Origin of the sequence: Williamsia limnetica (genome assembly GCF_003217475.1) — a bacterium.
Classification (GTDB): Bacteria; Actinomycetota; Actinomycetes; order Mycobacteriales; family Mycobacteriaceae; genus Williamsia; species Williamsia limnetica.
In genome coordinates this window covers 105,782-122,659 of sequence record NZ_QJSP01000018.1, presented here as the reverse complement: position 1 = coordinate 122,659, position 16,878 = coordinate 105,782, and the positions used below count along the sequence as shown (strand labels likewise).

General features: G+C 64.1%; 17 protein-coding genes. 5 read left to right on the top strand and 12 right to left on the bottom strand.

The features are described from left to right. From DFR67_RS24755 to DFR67_RS24730, 6 genes are all read right to left on the bottom strand, one after another. On the bottom strand, positions 1 to 486 hold a 486-nt coding region (locus tag DFR67_RS24755), incomplete at its 3' end, for a DUF222 domain-containing protein (RefSeq protein ID WP_245938140.1). A gap of 321 nt (positions 487 to 807) precedes the next feature. Further along, complete coding sequence (locus tag DFR67_RS24750) at positions 808 to 2,142, bottom strand: CHAT domain-containing protein (protein ID WP_170135279.1); 1,335 nt, start codon at positions 2,140 to 2,142, stop codon at positions 808 to 810. 8 nt (positions 2,143 to 2,150) lie between these two features. Continuing rightward, on the bottom strand, positions 2,151 to 3,881 hold the full coding sequence (locus DFR67_RS24745; protein ID WP_110472141.1) for a hypothetical protein: 1,731 nt from the start codon (positions 3,879 to 3,881) through the stop codon (positions 2,151 to 2,153). A gap of 128 nt (positions 3,882 to 4,009) precedes the next feature. Further along, positions 4,010 to 4,519, bottom strand: coding sequence for a lipoprotein LpqH (locus DFR67_RS24740; RefSeq protein WP_110472140.1), 510 nt, complete (start codon positions 4,517 to 4,519; stop codon positions 4,010 to 4,012). Positions 4,520 to 4,767: 248 nt separating this feature from the next. Further along, on the bottom strand, positions 4,768 to 5,391 hold the full coding sequence (locus DFR67_RS24735) for an FMN reductase (RefSeq protein ID WP_110472139.1): 624 nt from the start codon (positions 5,389 to 5,391) through the stop codon (positions 4,768 to 4,770). Further along, a complete protein-coding gene (locus DFR67_RS24730) occupies positions 5,388 to 6,485 on the bottom strand; it encodes an LLM class flavin-dependent oxidoreductase (RefSeq protein WP_110472138.1) in 1,098 nt (365 codons plus the stop codon). The genes DFR67_RS24735 and DFR67_RS24730 overlap by 4 nt, the downstream gene beginning before the upstream one ends. Positions 6,486 to 6,649: 164 nt before the next feature. On the opposite strand from DFR67_RS24730, the gene map reads away from it, so the two are divergent. After that, positions 6,650 to 7,468 carry a type I methionyl aminopeptidase gene (gene map / locus DFR67_RS24725; protein WP_110472137.1) on the top strand — a complete coding sequence of 273 codons (819 nt, stop codon included), beginning with the start codon at positions 6,650 to 6,652 and terminating at the stop codon, positions 7,466 to 7,468. Here the strand turns inward: map and DFR67_RS24720 are convergent. Further along, positions 7,445 to 7,726: a hypothetical protein gene (locus DFR67_RS24720; protein WP_110472136.1), complete on the bottom strand. Its 282-nt coding sequence runs from the start codon at positions 7,724 to 7,726 to the stop codon at positions 7,445 to 7,447. The two genes, map and DFR67_RS24720, sit on opposite strands and share 24 nt — an antisense overlap. Positions 7,727 to 7,892: 166 nt before the next feature. On the opposite strand from DFR67_RS24720, the gene DFR67_RS24715 reads away from it, so the two are divergent. Continuing rightward, a complete protein-coding gene (locus tag DFR67_RS24715; RefSeq protein WP_158540031.1) occupies positions 7,893 to 8,753 on the top strand; it encodes a C39 family peptidase in 861 nt (286 codons plus the stop codon). On the opposite strand, the gene DFR67_RS24710 is transcribed toward DFR67_RS24715, so the two are convergent. Both DFR67_RS24710 and DFR67_RS24705 read right to left on the bottom strand, forming a co-directional pair. Next, positions 8,754 to 9,962 (bottom strand): lipid II:glycine glycyltransferase FemX, encoded by a 1,209-nt coding sequence (locus tag DFR67_RS24710; RefSeq protein WP_110472134.1) that lies wholly within the window; start codon positions 9,960 to 9,962, stop codon positions 8,754 to 8,756. It abuts the gene before it with no gap. 204 nt (positions 9,963 to 10,166) lie between these two features. Beyond that, entirely contained in the window at positions 10,167 to 10,715 is a 549-nt protein-coding gene (locus DFR67_RS24705) for a DUF4190 domain-containing protein (RefSeq protein ID WP_110472133.1), read from the bottom strand. 139 nt (positions 10,716 to 10,854) lie between these two features. Here DFR67_RS24705 and DFR67_RS24700 point away from each other — a divergent pair, with 139 nt between their 5' ends. From DFR67_RS24700 to DFR67_RS24690, 3 genes are read left to right on the top strand one after another with little or no spacing between them, the layout of a single operon-like run. Beyond that, positions 10,855 to 11,877 carry an endonuclease domain-containing protein gene (locus DFR67_RS24700; RefSeq protein WP_110472132.1) on the top strand — a complete coding sequence of 341 codons (1,023 nt, stop codon included), beginning with the start codon at positions 10,855 to 10,857 and terminating at the stop codon, positions 11,875 to 11,877. Then, positions 11,874 to 12,548, top strand: coding sequence for a hypothetical protein (locus DFR67_RS24695; RefSeq protein ID WP_110472131.1), 675 nt, complete (start codon positions 11,874 to 11,876; stop codon positions 12,546 to 12,548). Before DFR67_RS24700 ends, DFR67_RS24695 begins: the two co-directional genes overlap by 4 nt. Further along, positions 12,545 to 15,778: an AAA family ATPase gene (locus tag DFR67_RS24690; RefSeq protein ID WP_110472130.1), complete on the top strand. Its 3,234-nt coding sequence runs from the start codon at positions 12,545 to 12,547 to the stop codon at positions 15,776 to 15,778. Before DFR67_RS24695 ends, DFR67_RS24690 begins: the two co-directional genes overlap by 4 nt. A gap of 151 nt (positions 15,779 to 15,929) precedes the next feature. Here DFR67_RS24690 and rpsQ read toward each other — a convergent pair whose 3' ends face one another. The 3 genes from rpsQ to rplP are packed head-to-tail and all read right to left on the bottom strand — an operon-like array spanning position 15,930 to position 16,878. Then, entirely contained in the window at positions 15,930 to 16,223 is a 294-nt protein-coding gene (rpsQ, locus tag DFR67_RS24685; protein ID WP_023956016.1) for a 30S ribosomal protein S17, read from the bottom strand. Continuing rightward, complete coding sequence (rpmC, locus tag DFR67_RS24680) at positions 16,220 to 16,462, bottom strand: 50S ribosomal protein L29 (RefSeq protein WP_084835384.1); 243 nt, start codon at positions 16,460 to 16,462, stop codon at positions 16,220 to 16,222. Before rpmC ends, rpsQ begins: the two co-directional genes overlap by 4 nt. Continuing rightward, positions 16,462 to 16,878 (bottom strand): 50S ribosomal protein L16, encoded by a 417-nt coding sequence (gene rplP, locus DFR67_RS24675; protein ID WP_084835383.1) that lies wholly within the window; start codon positions 16,876 to 16,878, stop codon positions 16,462 to 16,464. The genes rpmC and rplP overlap by 1 nt, the downstream gene beginning before the upstream one ends.

The following is a 16,878-nucleotide window of genomic DNA, read 5'->3' as shown; positions in this document are numbered from 1 at the left end:
GGCGATGGCCATCTCGTGGGCGCGTTCTATGACCGCGGCCGGCGTCGAGATACGCGCCTCGGTCAACAACCCACGGACGCAGTCGTCCCGGTCGGACTCCGACAGGTCCGGGTCGCGGCGGTCGATGTGATGCAGGCCTTTGACGATGGCGTCCACGTGCTCCCCCGACAGAGTCCCGTCCACGGCGTACGCGGCGACTGAGGGGATGGACCCGAGGGCGCGACCGACCCGTACGTAGCGGTGCGCAGCGGCTGGCGATACCTGCACCGATTGCAGAAGCTCAGCAGTCGAATCCGCACCCAACGTCTTGGCGACACCACGCTTGTCGAGATCAGCGGTGAACCGAAACAGCAATGCGTCCAACACATTCTTGGCCCGCAATGCGTAGACCGTCTCCTCCGACAACGCCACGTCGTCGAGCGATACGAGCAGCAGTGGATCAGCCGCCATCGTTGATAGGTGTTCGAACAACCCCCGAAAGTTCATGACCTAAATCTACCGCAATTTACGCGTTCGCACAAATGTTCGATAAGACTTATTTGATTGTCTTGCAACATCTTTCGCCACGCGAAGCACCATCGGCGGCAGTGTAACAAGAGGGTCTGACATCGCCCGTGACGTACGAAGAGGGCACGCTCGGCGGCTGTTTCGGCACGGTCGACGGTCAGATCGGCACGGTCGGCGGCTGTTTCGGCACGGTCGACATCCAGATCGGCACGCTCGGCGGCTGTTTCGGCACGGTCGACGGTCAGATCGGCACGGTCGGTCGCTGTTTCGGCACGGTCGACGGCGGACTCCCCGGCACCGTTACGACTCTCGGCCACTCCGGACAAACGTCACAAGGGCGCCCCAGTAGATCGGATGAGCGGCCCGGTCCCCTTGCCGCCACCGTCGCATCTGAGACCGCTGCCATCGGACCACTGCCCGAGCCGCATTATCGGCGTCATGCGCCGTGTCGACCGCAATGACCAGCTCCGACATCGGATCGCTGTCGGCGAGCGCCGCATCCCCCCGGAATCGGCGGTGACCGGCGGTCGTGGGCAATGACCACAGGGTCGCTGTGACAACCTCTGCCCCTGCCAGGATCACGGCCGCCACCATGCCTGTCGCTTCGTCGAATCGGTAGTCATTGCCAGATGCACAGGCCAGCAATGCCACCCGCGGGGGCATCGGCCAGGCCGTCGTGTCGGTCAGGAGATCGGCTGCGGTGAACGGACGGTGCGTTCCCACTGCATCCGCGTATCCCGGAATCGTGTCCTGGCATGCCAGGTGGATGGCGGCACGTTCGGCATACCCGGCGTCACCGGGCGCCGCACTCGCGTGTCCTACGAACAGCAGCCGACTCGGCTCGGCCGACAGCATCCTCGACAGCCAGATCCGGTCGGTGTCGCTGCGACGGAACAAGTCCACCGCAGCCTCGACGTCGGGGATCACGGAGCGGGACTCGACGCGATCTGCGAAGTGCGCAGTGATTGCGTTCGCCGGTGATGGGCGTCCCAGAACCGACCCGAGAGGAGAATCCGGACGTTGACCCGGCACACGGGGGTCGAGCAGGAGCACCGGCGGTTTGTCGCGCACCACGTCCCACTTCGCGGCGCGACGCGCCGATCGCACGATATTCACGGGCGGTGCCATCACGACATCGGCAATTTCCATCAGACGATATCCGTCGGTCACTTCGGTGATGTCGATGTCCACGAGTTGTGGGATGTCAGATTCTTCGGCCGACGTCGTCTCTGTCGCCACAGGAAACGCAGTGGGCACTGCGAGCATCGCGAATGGTATCTGGGCGAGACGGGCAGTCGGGGTGACGAACAGCAGCGGCCTCGGGTTCGCGACACATTCCGACAGCAGCGCCCACGCCTGTGCGGAGAGCAACACAGATCCCAACTCGTACGACCACCGCAACTCCGTGTCGGGGGACGACAATGGTCCGGCCGTCAACGCCCTGCCGAGCGCGTCCTCGATCGACTCATCGCCATACTGCACCGGTAGCGCCGCGGCAAGTAGTGCCGCCGCCGCGGCTGACTGCGGTTCCGTCACCACCCAGGTCACCGTTCGGGCCGGATCACCGACCACGCGCAGACTCCCGTAGGTGGCCACTCCCACATCGGCGAATCTCAGCAACAAGATGACGTCCATTTGGCCGGTCACGGCCACGTCGCCCAGATCGGCTCGCCGCTCGTGATCACACGGCCATATCGCTCCTGTGCCAGTTCGCGGTACCGGGCCAGCACCGCCTCGCCTGACGGGTCCATCTGCAGCGCCGGGAGCGGACCGAGCCTCGTCAACGCCGACGAGGCGCCGGCGGCGGCACCTGCCGCGAACGCCGGCGTAGCGACATCAACCGTTGCGGGGGTCGGTGCGGTCGCGGTCACCTCCCAGTCCACAACCATCGAGGGATTAGGCTCTGCACTGAAGGTACCGCGCGCGCAACGATATTCGATGAGCTCTGCCACCAGCGGCACATTGCCCCCTTCCCATGCGACCGCGAACGCGCCGGCGAGAACCGGAGCCGAGACCGCAGTCGCCCAACGCAGGCGAGCCGTCGCATCGCCGAGTAGGTACCGCACGCTGTCGACCGCCAACGCTGCCGGGACCTTGAGATCCGCGGCACGTTCGAACTTCGGCATCGCCCGCTCGTACCCGTCGCTGCCGGGCGCGGCGTCGACGATTCCACGGGCTCCGGCCAGCCTCTCCTCCAGCTCGCGCCATCCTTCATCGGGGTCGCCGGCACCATCGAACCCCATGTCCGCCAGCGCTTCCGCACGCCAGGCGGACCCCAGCAGATCGTCGAGTCGAGCGTATTGGAGCCAGGTCGAACGCGGACTGGAGTCGAGCATGTCCCGGGCCTGGGCGATGGTGTTCCGCGCCTGTGTGTAGCGACCGCGAAAGATATCGATCCAGCTGCGTTGCAGAAGAATTCGATGTACATGGAGCGGCCGGCCCAGCTCTTCCCAGTGCCGCTGGGCGTGCTGCCAGCACTCGTCGGCCGCTTCCAGTGCGCCCGCCGCCATCCGGACCAGACCGAAGTACAGCCAGCATCGCGAGACATCGTGCGCGATCGCATGCCGGGCGATGACCGGATAGGCAAGCGTGATCAGGCGCTCGGTTTCCACGGCATCCGATCGCGACCACGCCGCTGCGGACCGCTCCAACAGCACTCGGGCCGATGCCAATTCCCATCCCCGACGCTCCGCCCGTGCACCTGCCCGACGAAGATGGGGCTCCGCTTCCTGCAGGCGACCCGTTTCGACACAGAACCGCCCGTATCCGATCCCGACGAGGACCCACAAGTGGTCTGACCGGGCGCTCTGCTCTCCCTCGTCGAGTACGGTCAGCACCGCATCCCACAACGGTTCCGCCCCGACATGGTCGTCGTCATCGGCGAGGGCCACAGCACAGGTGATACGCGCCCGCATGACGAGTTCGAGGGCCTCCTCGACTACGGACGGCGCGACCCCCGCATCACTCTCCGCGATCAGATCCGCCAGACCCGCGGCCGCTGCCTCGTGGTCGCCGGCCGCTGCGGCGAGCCCGATCTCGAGGTGATCTGCGCGCCGGGTGTACCGGATGACCATCTCGTCGACGACGTCAGGAGGTAGCGTCACCAGCGCGGCATCCTTCGAAGACGGATCTGCGGCGATCTGTACGTACACCGACACACAGTCGCGAATGCGTCGAACACATTCTGCGACACCGTCGTAAGCACTTCGGACGAGGTACACCTCCCCCAGCTGTGCGAACACTTCGAGCGCCAGGTCGTCCCGGTCCAATGCCACGATCTGCGGCATCAAAGACAGCAGCAGGGACTGCGCGCCCGCGTGATCATCGGCGAACGCCAACTGGCGTGCACGTTCGAGCTCACCGGGAACCGACATGGGGGCATCCTATGGACAGTCGCGAACTGGGGACAACAAGCAGGCGGGGACAACAAGCAGGTGAGGACGATGAACGCCGGAAGCGGCGGGCGCACTGGGCGCCCGCCGCTTCCGTTGACTTCAGTATCTCAGTTGCAGGTGACCTTGATGGTGAACTCTTTCTTCACCATTCCCGCGGTCGGGTTCTTCATGTCCGCGCCTTCGGCCTCGCCGGTGATCGTGTAGGTGTCGCCGTCGACGGACACCTCGGCCGAACCGACTGCCATGCCCATGCTGTTGGAGACGGCGAGAGCGCTGCCGTCGACGACCAGCCCCAGCGACTCCACCTTGGGCGTGGCCTCGTCGGTCATCACGACCGCCACACCTTGCTGGCCGCCCGACGATCCGCTGGCCACATTGATCTTGCCGGCCTGCTTGACGCAGGTGACCGAATCGAGATCGACACCGGCGAGATCCTTGCCCTCCACCTTGACCTCGGTGTTGCCGGTGGTGGAGATCTCGGTGCCACCGGTCTGTGCGGTGCTCGCGGCCGGGGTGGCGGCGGGGCTGCTGTCACTGCTGCTGCCGTCATCGGAACAGGCCGACAAGATCCCGACTGCTGCGATCAGTCCGACGGTGGCTGCGAGGACTCGTTTCATTGGTCTTCCCTTTCGTTGATGCGTCGCCTCAGTGGCGCCGTCATGAGAGAAGTACAAACCGCACCCTCGGCTACCGATCCCAATTTTCCTCTCACCGCGGGCGGTGAGGAGTTGGTCAGTCGCGACTCCCAGGAGCATTGTTACCGCAGGTCCGCCGATGTACCCGTGTTCGAGGAAATCTGGCCCGAAGTTGCCCGCAGATATCGGTCGAAGACCCGACATGGTGTCCGCAGACTTGACCCGCCCACTCAATTCTGAGAGAGCGAATCACCCAGCAGTCGAGCGAAGTTGCTGATTCCGGCCTCGTCCTCGTCGACCGGCTCGGGTCGTCGAGAGCGCCCACCCAGCAATGCGGCCAGTTCGCCGGTCGCCCGCTCGACTCGATCGGCCAACGTGGCCGTGTCGCCAGACCCGGCCGCCCAGTGCTCCGACGCCGCGTAGACCCCCGTGGGCACTACCACCGCGCGCAGGTAGGCGAAGAGCGGTCGCAACGCGTGATCGAGCACCATCGAATGCCGCGGACTGCCGCCCGTGGCGGCTATCAGCACCGGTTTGCCCACGAACGTGTCCTTGTCGACGATGTCGAAGAAGGACTTGAACAGTCCGCTGTACGACGCATTGAAGACGGGGGTCGCAGCGATCACCGCGTCCGCCTCCTCGACCGCCCGAACTGCGTCCCGGGCCCCACCCACAGCGAATCCACCGAGCATGCTCCGAGCCACGTCCACCGCGATATCTCGCAAGTCGATGACGTCCACCTCGACCGAGTTGAGCTGTTGCCGAACAGAATTGCCGAGCCGATCGGCCAGCAGCCGCGTCGACGACGGCTCGCTCATACCGGCACTGATCACTGCGACACGACGAACACTCATCGGCTGACCGCCTTGACGTCGGCGTGCGATCGAGCAGCGACCAGCGATGCGTGAGTCGGGGCGTCGGGGACGTCCGTCGGGCGACCCTCTGCGAATCCCGCGCGCAGATCCGGCAGCACCTCACCGAGCAGATCGAGTTGCTCCAGAGCCGTCTTCAGCGGCAATCCGGCGTGATCGACCAGGAACAGCTGACGCTGATAGTCACCGAAGTTCTCGCGGAACCGGAGGGTCTTGTCGACGAACTCCTGTGGACTCCCGACGGTCAGCGGGGTTTGTTCCGTGAACTCTTCCAGCGAGGGCCCGTGTCCGTACACCGGTGCGTTGTCGAAGTAGGGCCGGAACTCGTCGACCGCGTCCTGTGACTTCGGCCGGATGAAGAACTGACCACCGAGACCGACGATCGCCTGGGAGGCGGTGCCGTGGCCATAGTGCTCGAAACGCTCCCGATAGAAGCCGATCAACTGCTTGTAATGCTCTGTGGGCCAGAAGATGTGGTTGGCGAAGAAGCCGTCACCGTAGTAGGCGGCCTGCTCCGCGATCTCCGGGCTACGAATGGAACCGTGCCAGACGAACGGAGGTTCGTCGTCGAGTGGACGCGGTGTCGAGGTGAACGAGGTCAGCGGAGTACGGAACTTACCCTGCCAGTCCACGTTCTCCTCCCGCCACAACCTACGGAGGAGGTGATAGTTCTCGATGGCCAGTGGGATGCCCTGGCGGATGTCCTTGCCGAACCACGGGTAGACCGGTCCGGTGTTGCCGCGGCCGAGCATGAGATCGACGCGGCCGTCGGCTAGGTGCTGCAGCATTGCGAAGTCTTCGGCGATCTTCACGGGATCGTTCGTGGTGATCAGCGTCGTCGACGTCGACAACTGCAGGGTCTCGGTCTGCGCGGCGATGTAGCTGAGCATGGTGGTCGGCGAGGAGGGTACGAATGGCTTGTTGTGGTGCTCGCCGGTGGCGAACACATCGAGGCCGATGTCCTCGGCTTTCTTGGCCAGCGCGACCATCGCTTTGATGCGTTCGTTCTCGGTGGGCTCGAGGCCGGTTGTTGGGTCGACGGTGACGTCACCGACGGTGAAGATTCCGAATTGCATGATGCCTACCTCCTGAGGTTGGAAGCTACACCCGGTTTAACCGGACCGCGGTCCGATTTATTTCACTCATCGTCGCCGTCGACTTGGCGGTATGAAAATACCGCACTCGTCGGCTACGGTGGTATTTAAATACCGGCGCCTCGGCCGGCCGGAAAGGACTGATCGTGCTTGAACTGAAGACACCAGCGGAGATCGAAGCGTTGCGGGTCACCGGTGAATTCATCGCCGGACTGCTCGACGACCTCACCCGACTGGCGAAACCTGGGGTGAATCTGCTCGACCTGGAACACCGCGCCCGGCGGTTGATCGAAGACCGCGGCGCGCAATCGTGTTACTGGGACTACTCACCATCATTCGGGCGAGGCCCTTTCCGGAACGTCATTTGCTTGTCGGTGAACGACGCTGTGCTGCATGGACTCCCGCACGACTATGTGCTTCGCGATTCGGACCTGCTCACCATGGACATCGCAGTGTCGATCGATGGGTGGGTCGCAGACTCCGCACGCAGCATCATCGTCGGCACCCCTCGCCCCAAGGACGAACGTCTCATCGAGGCCACCGAACGCGCTCTCGCAGCCGGCATCGCCGCATCGGTGTCCGGCAACCGCGTCGGCGACATCTCCGCCGCGATCGGCGCGGTTGCCGCCGACTACGGATACCCGGTCAACACCGAGTTCGGCGGACACGGGTTGGGCCGCACCATGCATGAAGACCCGCACGTCTCCAACACCGGACGTGCTGGTCGAGGCCTCAAACTCAAACCCGGGCTGACCCTCGCGCTCGAACCCTGGCTTGCCCGCACCACCGACAAGATCGTCTACGACGACGACGGGTGGACCATTCGCTCTGCCGACGGATCCCGAACCGCCCACAGCGAGCACACCATTGCCATCACCGACGGTGAGCCGCTGGTGCTGACGCAGAGCGTGACCACCACAACCATGGCGGGCCCTACAAGGTCAGAGCACCACGGGCACCCATAGACCGAAGAACCAGAAGCCCCAGCCCTGTTTCCGTTCGTCGAAGGTCGGGGTCACCTGGTGGCCGCGGTAATCGAACGTCTCGAGATCGGGTCTCTTCACCGCGCCGAGTGCTGGAGCGACCTGCGACGTCTGGCCGACCGCCGCTCGCCCGGGCGCTGCAGTGACATCTGCCGTAGCGGTTCCGGTTCCGATTCCCAACGCCGCCAAGCTGATTCCGCCGGTGACGGCCGCCGCCGCGATAGCCTTCCTAACCTCCACGTGTCCACTCCTTCGATGACATCGGCCACATCTGGTAGCCGACTGCACTCAACGTTAGAGATGATTTCTTACCGCCTGCCTTGGCATGTCTGTGAAGTGCCTGGGAACAATTGTGGGCGCAGGCGACTCTCATCGAGACCAACCGCATGAGAGAAGGAATACGACCATGGACGCCGGAGCCGATTTCAGCGTGCACGAGGCGGTCTCGGTCCCAGACGAGGCCGGTGCGTTCGAGGATCAGGACAGTACAGCGCAGGCAGGCTGGTCCGGCCTGGACATCACGATCATTCCTGACATCGACGACTCCTCCGCCGAGCCCGAACCCGACCACAGCGCCGGCGACTCCGACGAGTACTCCGACCACTGGTTCCTCCAGGCCGAAAACGGCACCTGCGTTCCGGCGAGTGTCGCGCAGATCGTCGCCGAGTACACCGGCGAGGACATCCAGAGCGAGGAGGCCTTCGTCGAGATGTCGCAGGAGAACGGCTACTTCGTGGACGGTGAGATCAACAACGGCATGTCCATCTACGCAGCCGCAGAGCTGCTGGAACAGAACGGGATTCCCGCCACCGTCGAAACCGGGAACATGGACGACCTCTCTCGCGCACTCGACGAGGGCCGGGGCGTGATGCTCTACGTCGATTCCGGTGAGTACTGGGATCCTGAGCAAGAAGCGACAGACGAGGCCACCGGACGGGATCAAGGCGGCGACCACTGCGTGGTCATCAGCGAGATCGACCACGAGAAGGGTGTCGTCTACCTGAGCGATCCGGGACACCCGGACGGTGACCGCATGGAGGTTCCCCTCGACGAGTTCGAGCAGGCGTGGGGCGAGGCGAACAACACGATGATCGTCTGCGACGAACCCTCACCCAACACCGACGCCCACGGCACACCTGCCGACTCCGACGACCCGCTACTCGACACCGACTCGGGCAGCGACGATCTCACCGATCTGCTCGCGGCCATCGAGTGGCTCACCGAGCGTCCGTGGATTCTGCTGCCGCTCGTCATCGGCGGCAACTGATCACACCGCCCGGCGCCGGCGCCTCCGGTAGAGCCACACATAGTCCGGGTTCGGTCGCACCGGGCGCCGTCGTATGCGGTTCAACAGCGGTGACTGGTCGATGCGTCCCGAGCAGTTCTCCATTTGCCGTATAGCCCACGCGCGCCGCGGTCGCACAGCGATTTGATAGGCACCCAGGTAGTCGGTGATCTCTTCGCTGAACGCTGTCTTGAACTGGCCGACACCGTGACGCTGGTGGGATTCGTCGGTGATCGTCGACGACGAGGGCGTGCCGTCGAGGTCGTACCACTCGCATCCCTGGTCTCGGGCCCAGCGCATGATCTCCCACTGCAGCGCATAAGCTGCACGGCTCCCACCCAGCCCGCACACCGTGGGATCACCCGGCCGTTTTCTCACCGACCCCGCACCGAAATACAACGCGGTCGTCCCGAACATCGTGACGAAGGCACCGACCACCACCTCGCCGCGATGGCGCGCCAGGAACAGCTGCCCGCGCCCGGACTGCTCGTACCGCTGGAACACGGCCGTGGACGTCGCCAGGCTGGGAATCCTGAAACGGCCACCGCTGGTCGCGTCGAGCATCTCGTACAGGATGCGACAGTTGTCGTCGGTCGCCGGGACAAGGTCGACGGTGACACCTTCCTGGGCAGCGCGTCGAATTGATTTCCGGGCCCTTTTCTTGAACCGGGCCTGTACGTCAGATTCAGAACCACGAAGGTCGACCAGGACCGTGCTGTCGTCCAGCCAGGTGGGCACCCGCACAAGTCCCTGCGCCCGAAGCGTCTTCGCGTCCTCGGGATTCGCCCTCAGTTGGGTTCTGACCCGCACCGCGGTGATGTCATGGTCCGCCGCGAAGGCAGCCACCGCACGCGCTGCGCGGATCAACTCGTGCACGCCGGCGACCGGAGGGCCGAACAGAATCCACAACGCGCCGGCGACAGGGACGTTCACTCGGAAGGCGGTCACCGCAGAGCCACCGACGATCAGGTAGACGGGGGTTGCCCCACCCAAGACCATGCCGGCGATGTTGTCGCTCCCGCGATAGACGTTGCCCTCATCGGGACTGAGCAGAATCAGCTCGTCCCAACGCCGGATCTCGTCAGCATCGGCGAACCGTACGTGCGCCGCGTCCACGGCTCGTGATCGACGTGCTTCGCCTTTGTGGCCGAGGCCCTGGCGTACTGGAGGGGTGGCGCGGACGGCGCTCATGGCATCCGCCAGCGGCAAATCGAGGAGTCGATCAGCGCAGATCTGTGGCGGCCATACCGGCTTTGCGGTTGTGGCACATGAATATCGGTCATCTGATCGAACACCCTTCGGGTAGCTCTCCGCAGCGTCAACCACGGACAGATCTGCCCAACCCTGAACGAATCTTACCGCTCAGGGCGTCATTTGATCACTACGACGTGCCGATCAGCTGCTGCCTGCCGCGACAGCGATCGAGATGAAGAAGTACAGCACCCAGCCGGCGACAAAGACGTAACCCAAGATGAGCCCCGCCAGGGCCAGCCCCTCACCGGTCTCGACCCCACCACTGTTCTTGACCTGGTTGAGCCCGATGTGCCCGAGGATGATTGCGATGATCGACGTGACGCAGAAGAAGGGCAGCAGTCCGCAGACGAGCGCAGCGATGGCGAGTCCGTTGGTGCGTTGCCCGGCCGTCGGGAACTGTTGGGGGTAGCCCTGCTGTCCGAACGGTGGAGCCGCGAAATGCTGGTTCGGGGGTCCGTAGGCAGGTCCGGCCACGGGATACTGGCTGCCGTAAGGATCGTAGGTCTGGCCGTACACGGGCGGCGGTGGGTAGGCCTGCGGAGGGTAGCTGCCGTTGTCGTAGGCACCGTTGTCGTAGGCACCGCTTCCGTAGCCCATGGCGGTGTCGTCACCACTGCTGTCCTGACCGCTGCTCCCGCCTTTGTTCAGGTCTGGGCGATAGCTCTGTGTCGGGTCGTAAGGATCGGTCATCAGCGGAGCCTTTCGGGTGGTCGAGACGAGGAGACGACCAAGGGCAGACTGGCCGTCACCAGTCTGCCTGCCGCCCGGCGATATGTAGATCGATCAGATGACGACATGCGGCGACATCGCAGACGAGTAGGTTTTCCACATGGACTGGTCGGCTTTGCCCTACTCGGGCATCGTAGCGCTGACCGTTGTCGGCTCGACCGACATCGCATTGGCACTCGACGATCTTCCCGACGAGGCACCCGCTGTCTTGCTGATCCGAGTCGACCAGGTGAGCGGCGCTGCCCAGGTGATCGAGACTCTGCTCGGTCACCTCGAACGCACTGCCTACGACTTCTATCCGGCCTGGCTCCCGCGCGCAGAGGTGTCGCCGGGGCGAAGCACGATCGACAGGGTCGCGGCCAGATCTCTGGCCGCGACGATGGCAGCATCGACACCCCACTATCGCCCGTTTCTCGTCGATCTGACCACCAATGCGGTTGCAGCCCACGGCGGCGGCGAATCGGTGGATCTGTCGCGCAGGTACTCCTCGGCCACTCGGATGGCCGGACTCGTGCGGGTGATCTCTGACAGCTTCGCGCGAAAGTCCGTCGTGCTCGCGCTCTACCCGGCAGCCACCCTCTCCCCAGCCAGTCAACAGCACCTCGCCGCCGCCTGCGACTGGCTCGGCAGTCATGTCGGCATCTGGCTTCTCGACGACATCATGTCTCCACTGGACCGGTACCCGATTCTCGACGTCGAACTCGGCAATGCCCCGGACGCAGCCGAACCCCTATGGACGCTTTCTACGGTCACCTTTCCTCCCCTCGCAGGACGGCCGCAACCGGCGAGCGCGGCGGAGTCGAAACTCGAATCGCACCTCGCCCGCCTGCAATGGGCCGATGGCCGCCAGTGGAACCAAACGGTGCCGACCGGCGATCTCGAGCCGTACGTCCGAGCGGATCTCGTGTGGCCGGAGGCGTCGCTCGTTGTGGAAATCGATGGCGCCGACCACCGAACCGCCGGCAAATACGCGGATGATCGTCGCCGCGACGTCGCCCTCCAACTCGTCGGCTACATGGTCGTCCGGTTCACCAACGAACAGGTACTGAGCGACACCCCCCGAGTTGCAGCCATAATCGAGAAGCTGCGTTCTGACCGCTTGGCTGCAAAGGAGCTCCCGTGACCACTTCGGACCTCACCGGTACGGAGATGATCGTCTTACTCGTCTTGATGGCTGAAGCACGTGGCCTCACCAACGCCGAGATCAAGGAACGCGGGCCTGAACTCCGTGCCACTCCGTCCCGGAAAAAGCTGAACGATCTGGGGCTCATCGAGAGCAACACGTCCGCGCGGCCTCACCGCCACGCCCTGTCTGATCGCGGCTGGGCCAGATGCAACGAACTCCTCGGCACCAACCCACCGGCCGGAACAACCCCGCAAGGCAAAGCGCTGTTCACTGTGCTGGCCGGACTCGGACGCCATCTTCAATCCAGTGACCTGCGACTGGCTGACGTGTTCGTACCGGCAGACGATCAGGTGGCCGCTGACGAACCAGTCGAACGCGCAGCCGAAACTTCCACGCAGTCCGAGCCAGCCGTGGACATCCGCATCGTGGAGGCTTACCGCTCACTGGCAGCGAAACCCGGAGCGTGGGTATCGCTGCGGCGGCTACGACCCGCCCTCGGGGACATCGATCGGGATGTGCTCGACGATGCGCTGAGATCGTTGTACACCCGGCCCGGGATCACGCTGATCCCAGAAGAGAACCAGAAGTCGCTGACCCCGGACGATCGCGCCGCTGCGGTGTCCATCGGCGGCCAGAACAAACACCTCATCTACGTGGAGACCGTGTGACCCCGACATCCCCGCTCGAAGCTCTCGCCACAGCTCGTAGCGGCTTCTCCAACTCCGCCCATACCCGTGACGATGTCTGGGTGTCTCACAACGACATCCACGTCGACGGGCTGCATTCGAAGGCCTGGCGTTCCATCGAGCGTGCTGTCGCCGACGCCGAGGAAAGTCGCGGCCCCAGCCCGCTCGGTGTCGTGTTGCAGGGTCCTGCAGGATCGGGCAAGACACATCTGCTCGGGCAGGTCCGCGAGTATGTGCAGGCGCAGGACGGCTACTTCGTCATGCTAGATCTCCTGGATCCGAGTGACTTCTGGCGGACGTTGCTCAGTTCGCTACTCGACTCGTTGAACCGGCAGATCGAACCACCGGTCGACAAGACCCAACTCCACGAAGTCATGCGCAAACTGGCTGACCTCGCCGGCACCACCCGCAGTGCGCGTCGCGCGATTTCCGGTGACACAACGATCACCCCGGAAGTCTTGGACGAGTTCGTCAATGGTCTCCGGAAGCCGCTCCCGGCGCTCATCCGTAGCCATCACGCCACCCTGCGCGCACTCGTACTCACCGCAGCGCCGAACTCTCGCCTCAATGACCTGGGTATCGCTTACCTGGAGAACAACATCGAGGAGATCGAACCGACGGATCGGGACGAGTGGCAGCTGCCACCGCGAGCGATGCCACACGACCAGACCGTCCGCGCCATCTCCGAGTTCATGGCCGCCACCGGTCCCTCAGTGCTGGCGATCGACCAGATCGATACCCTCGTCGCACAATCGCGCTCGAGCACGGACGCCACGGCGACAGATGCTTACGCCAGTTCGATCATCGACCTCCTGGCCCACGGTCTGATGTCGGTGCGCGAGGTGCTGTTACGCACCGTGTGCGTGATCTCGTGCCTGCCGAAGATCTGGACGATCATTGAATCTCAAGCGACTAGCACAGTCCAGGATCGGTTCCGAGCGAACGTCGTCTTAGAAGGCCTACCCGACGGCGCGTTTGCACGCATGCTCGTCGAACGACGCCTGACCAAAGCGCTCGCGAGAACTGATTTCACGCCGCCTTACCCGACCTGGCCGGTCAAAGATGCGGCGTTCGGACAGGCGTCCTCGCTCAATGCGCGCCTATTGATCAAGCGGATCGATCGCCACATCAATGACTGCCTCGACAACGACGACGTGGCGGAGCTGGAATCGCTGGTCGATCAGCCACCCACGGTTGTCGATGCTCCGCACCGCCCCAAGATCGCCGACCGTAATCAGGCGGCCGCCGGGGATCTCGATGAGACCTACCAGCGTCACGTCCGCAACGCGATCACCGCGCCAGTTGTGGATCCCAAGAAGGAAGACGACGTCGTCCCGGATCTCCTCAACGCAGGACTTCGGGCCTGGGCGATCGAGTCGGGCTCTGATGCATTCGAGATCGATCCGGTCGGCGGTCAGTTCCGGTTGCATGCACGGCTTCGGCTGACGCTTGATTCGGAGATCGACGACGAACAGCACTGGGCATTCCGCGCCATCTCGTCACCCAACGCGGTTGCCGTGCAATCCCGGTTGCGTAACGCCGCAATCGAGGCGGGGCTCGACTCCAACGTCCCGCGCCGCCAACTGTTCATCCTCCGGAACATCGATTGGCCCGGTGGTCCCAAGACTGCGCAGATCGTCAGCGAGTTCACCGCCAACGGCGGACAGGTGCTGTCACTGTCGACCGACGACATCTCGAAACTCAGCGCGCTGAACGAGATGATGAAGAAGATACCCGGGGGTCTCGACACCTGGCTCCAGGAGCGCCAGCCCGCGCATGACATCGACTTCCTGAGCGCCGCATTGGGCGATGCCGGCAGCGAGGCGAGCTCGAGGCTCGATCCTGTCGCACCCTCCGGCCCCCCGGTGGAAGCTTCCGCGCCGCACACGCCACCCGCGACGCCGTCGGCCGAGGTATCGGCAGAGACCACCGCAGAGATCCCCGTCATCGATCCTGACCAACCACCCACCCCCGCGCTCACGCCGACTCCCGCATCTACCGCGATCCGCCTCGGAGTGGCCCGCTCCGGCCGTGAAGCCACAGTCGAGCTCGAGGCCCTCCGCAAACACACCGCCATTTTCGCCGGGTCAGGTTCCGGGAAGACGGTGATGATCCGCCGGCTCATCGAAGAGTGCGCACTGCAGGGTGTTTCGGCGATCGTCCTCGATCCCAACAACGACCTCGCACGGCTGGGGACCGCATGGCCCGAAGCCCCGTCAGCATGGTCGGGCGACGATGCCGCCAAAGCCTCCGACTACATCGCGAACGTCGAAACCGTCACCTGGACGCCACGACTCAGCGGTGGTCGGCCGTTGAGCTTCCAACCACTCCCCGACTTCGCCGCCGTCCAGGAGAACCCGGACGAGTTCGATCTGGCTGTCGATGCGGCAGTGTCCGCGCTGAAGCCATATGCGGGGGTCAGCGGAGCGAAAGCAGCCTTACAAGAAGCCATCCTCAAGCGGTCCATGGCGTTGTACGGCCGCGGCGGCGGCGGATCCCTCGCCGGGTACGTCGCCCTGCTGTCAGAGATGACCGACGACATGAGCGGACTCACCGACACCGAAAAACTCGCGGGCATCCTGGCCGAGAACTTGAAGGCCGCGATGATCATTAATCCGATGCTGGGCGGCGGCGGCACACCTGTCGACCCGTCGGTCCTGCTCACCCCGACTACCGGTAAACGCGCCCGTATCTCGGTGATCAGCCTGATCGGTCTGCCGGACGAAGGCAACCGCCAGGGATTCGTCAATCAACTCGAACTCGCTCTGTTCGCCTGGATCAAGAAGAACCCGGCCGGCGATCGACCACTTGGTGCGTTGTTCGTCATGGACGAAGCCCAGACCCTGGTGCCGTCAGGACGAGTCACGCCGTGCACGCGTAGCACCGTTGCACTCGCATCGCAGGCGCGTAAGTATGGATTGGGATTTGTATTCGCGACGCAGGCACCCAAAGGCATCGATGCCAAGATCGTCGGCAACGCCTCAACCCAGTTCTTCGGACGACTCAACACGCCGGTGCAGATCAACGCCGCAAACGAGATGGCCTCCGCCAAGGGCAGCCGGATCAACGACATCGGCCGACTCGGCACCGGGGAGTTCTACGTGGCGCCGGATGGTGCGTCGTTCCAGAAGGTGAACACCCCGATGTGCCTGAGCTTTCATCCATCATCTCCGCTGTCCGACGAGGAAGTACTCGAACTCAGCAGACGGTGAGCGCCTCGTCTCGCCGTCGACACCAGATTCGTCCCCTACTGCGATCGCCGAGGGTGATATTCCCTCGGTGATACCAGATGGGGACGAATGTGGTGAAAACAAAAGCGGCCCGCCCCCGGTGAAGGGAACGGGCCGCTTGAGTGTAGAACTTCTACTTGGCCTTCTCGAGGACCTCGACCAGACGCCAGCGCTTGGTGGCGCTGGTGGGGCGGGTCTCCATCAGACGGACGCGGTCGCCGATACCGGCGGTCTCGTTCTCGTCGTGGGCCTTGACCTTGCTGGTGGTGCGGATGATCTTGCCGTAAAGCGGGTGCTTCACACGATCTTCCAGCTCGACCACAATGGTCTTCTGCATCTTGTCCGAGACGACGTACCCGATCCGCTCTTTGCGGCGCGCACGCTCCTCGGTGGTGGACGTTTCTGTCACCTTCTGGTCCTCACTCATGCGTCGTCACCGTCCTTTGCTTCAGGTCCGGCGGCCAGGCCGAGCTCGCGTTCCCGCATGACGGTGTACACGCGCGCGATTTCGCGACGCACGGTACGCAGCCGGCGGTTGTTGTCGAGCTGACCGGTGGCCATCTGGAACCGAAGGTTGAACAGCTCTTCCTTCGACTCACGCAAACGTTCGACCAGTTCTTCGTCGTTGAGCTCACGGAGCTCAGCGGCGGCGATTCCGATTGACATCAGAACAGCTCCTCTCTGGTCACGATGCGGGTCTTGATCGGGAGCTTGTGCTGCGCGCGGCGCAGGGCCTCGCGAGCAGTCTCCTCACTGGGGTAGCTCATCTCGAACAGGATGCGACCGGGCTTGACCGGGGCAACCCACCACTCGGGCGAACCCTTACCGGAACCCATGCGGGTCTCGGCAGGCTTCTTCGTCAACGGGCGGTCGGGGAAGATGTTGATCCACACCTTGCCGCCACGCTTGATGTGCCGGTTGATGGCAATACGAGCTGACTCGATCTGACGGTTGGTGATGTAGGCAGCTTCCAGAGCCTGGATGCCGTAGTCACCGAACGTCACCTTGGTGCCGCCCGTGGCCTGACCTTTCAGGCTGGGGTGGTGCTGCTTGCGGTGCTTGACCCGACGAGGGATCAACAT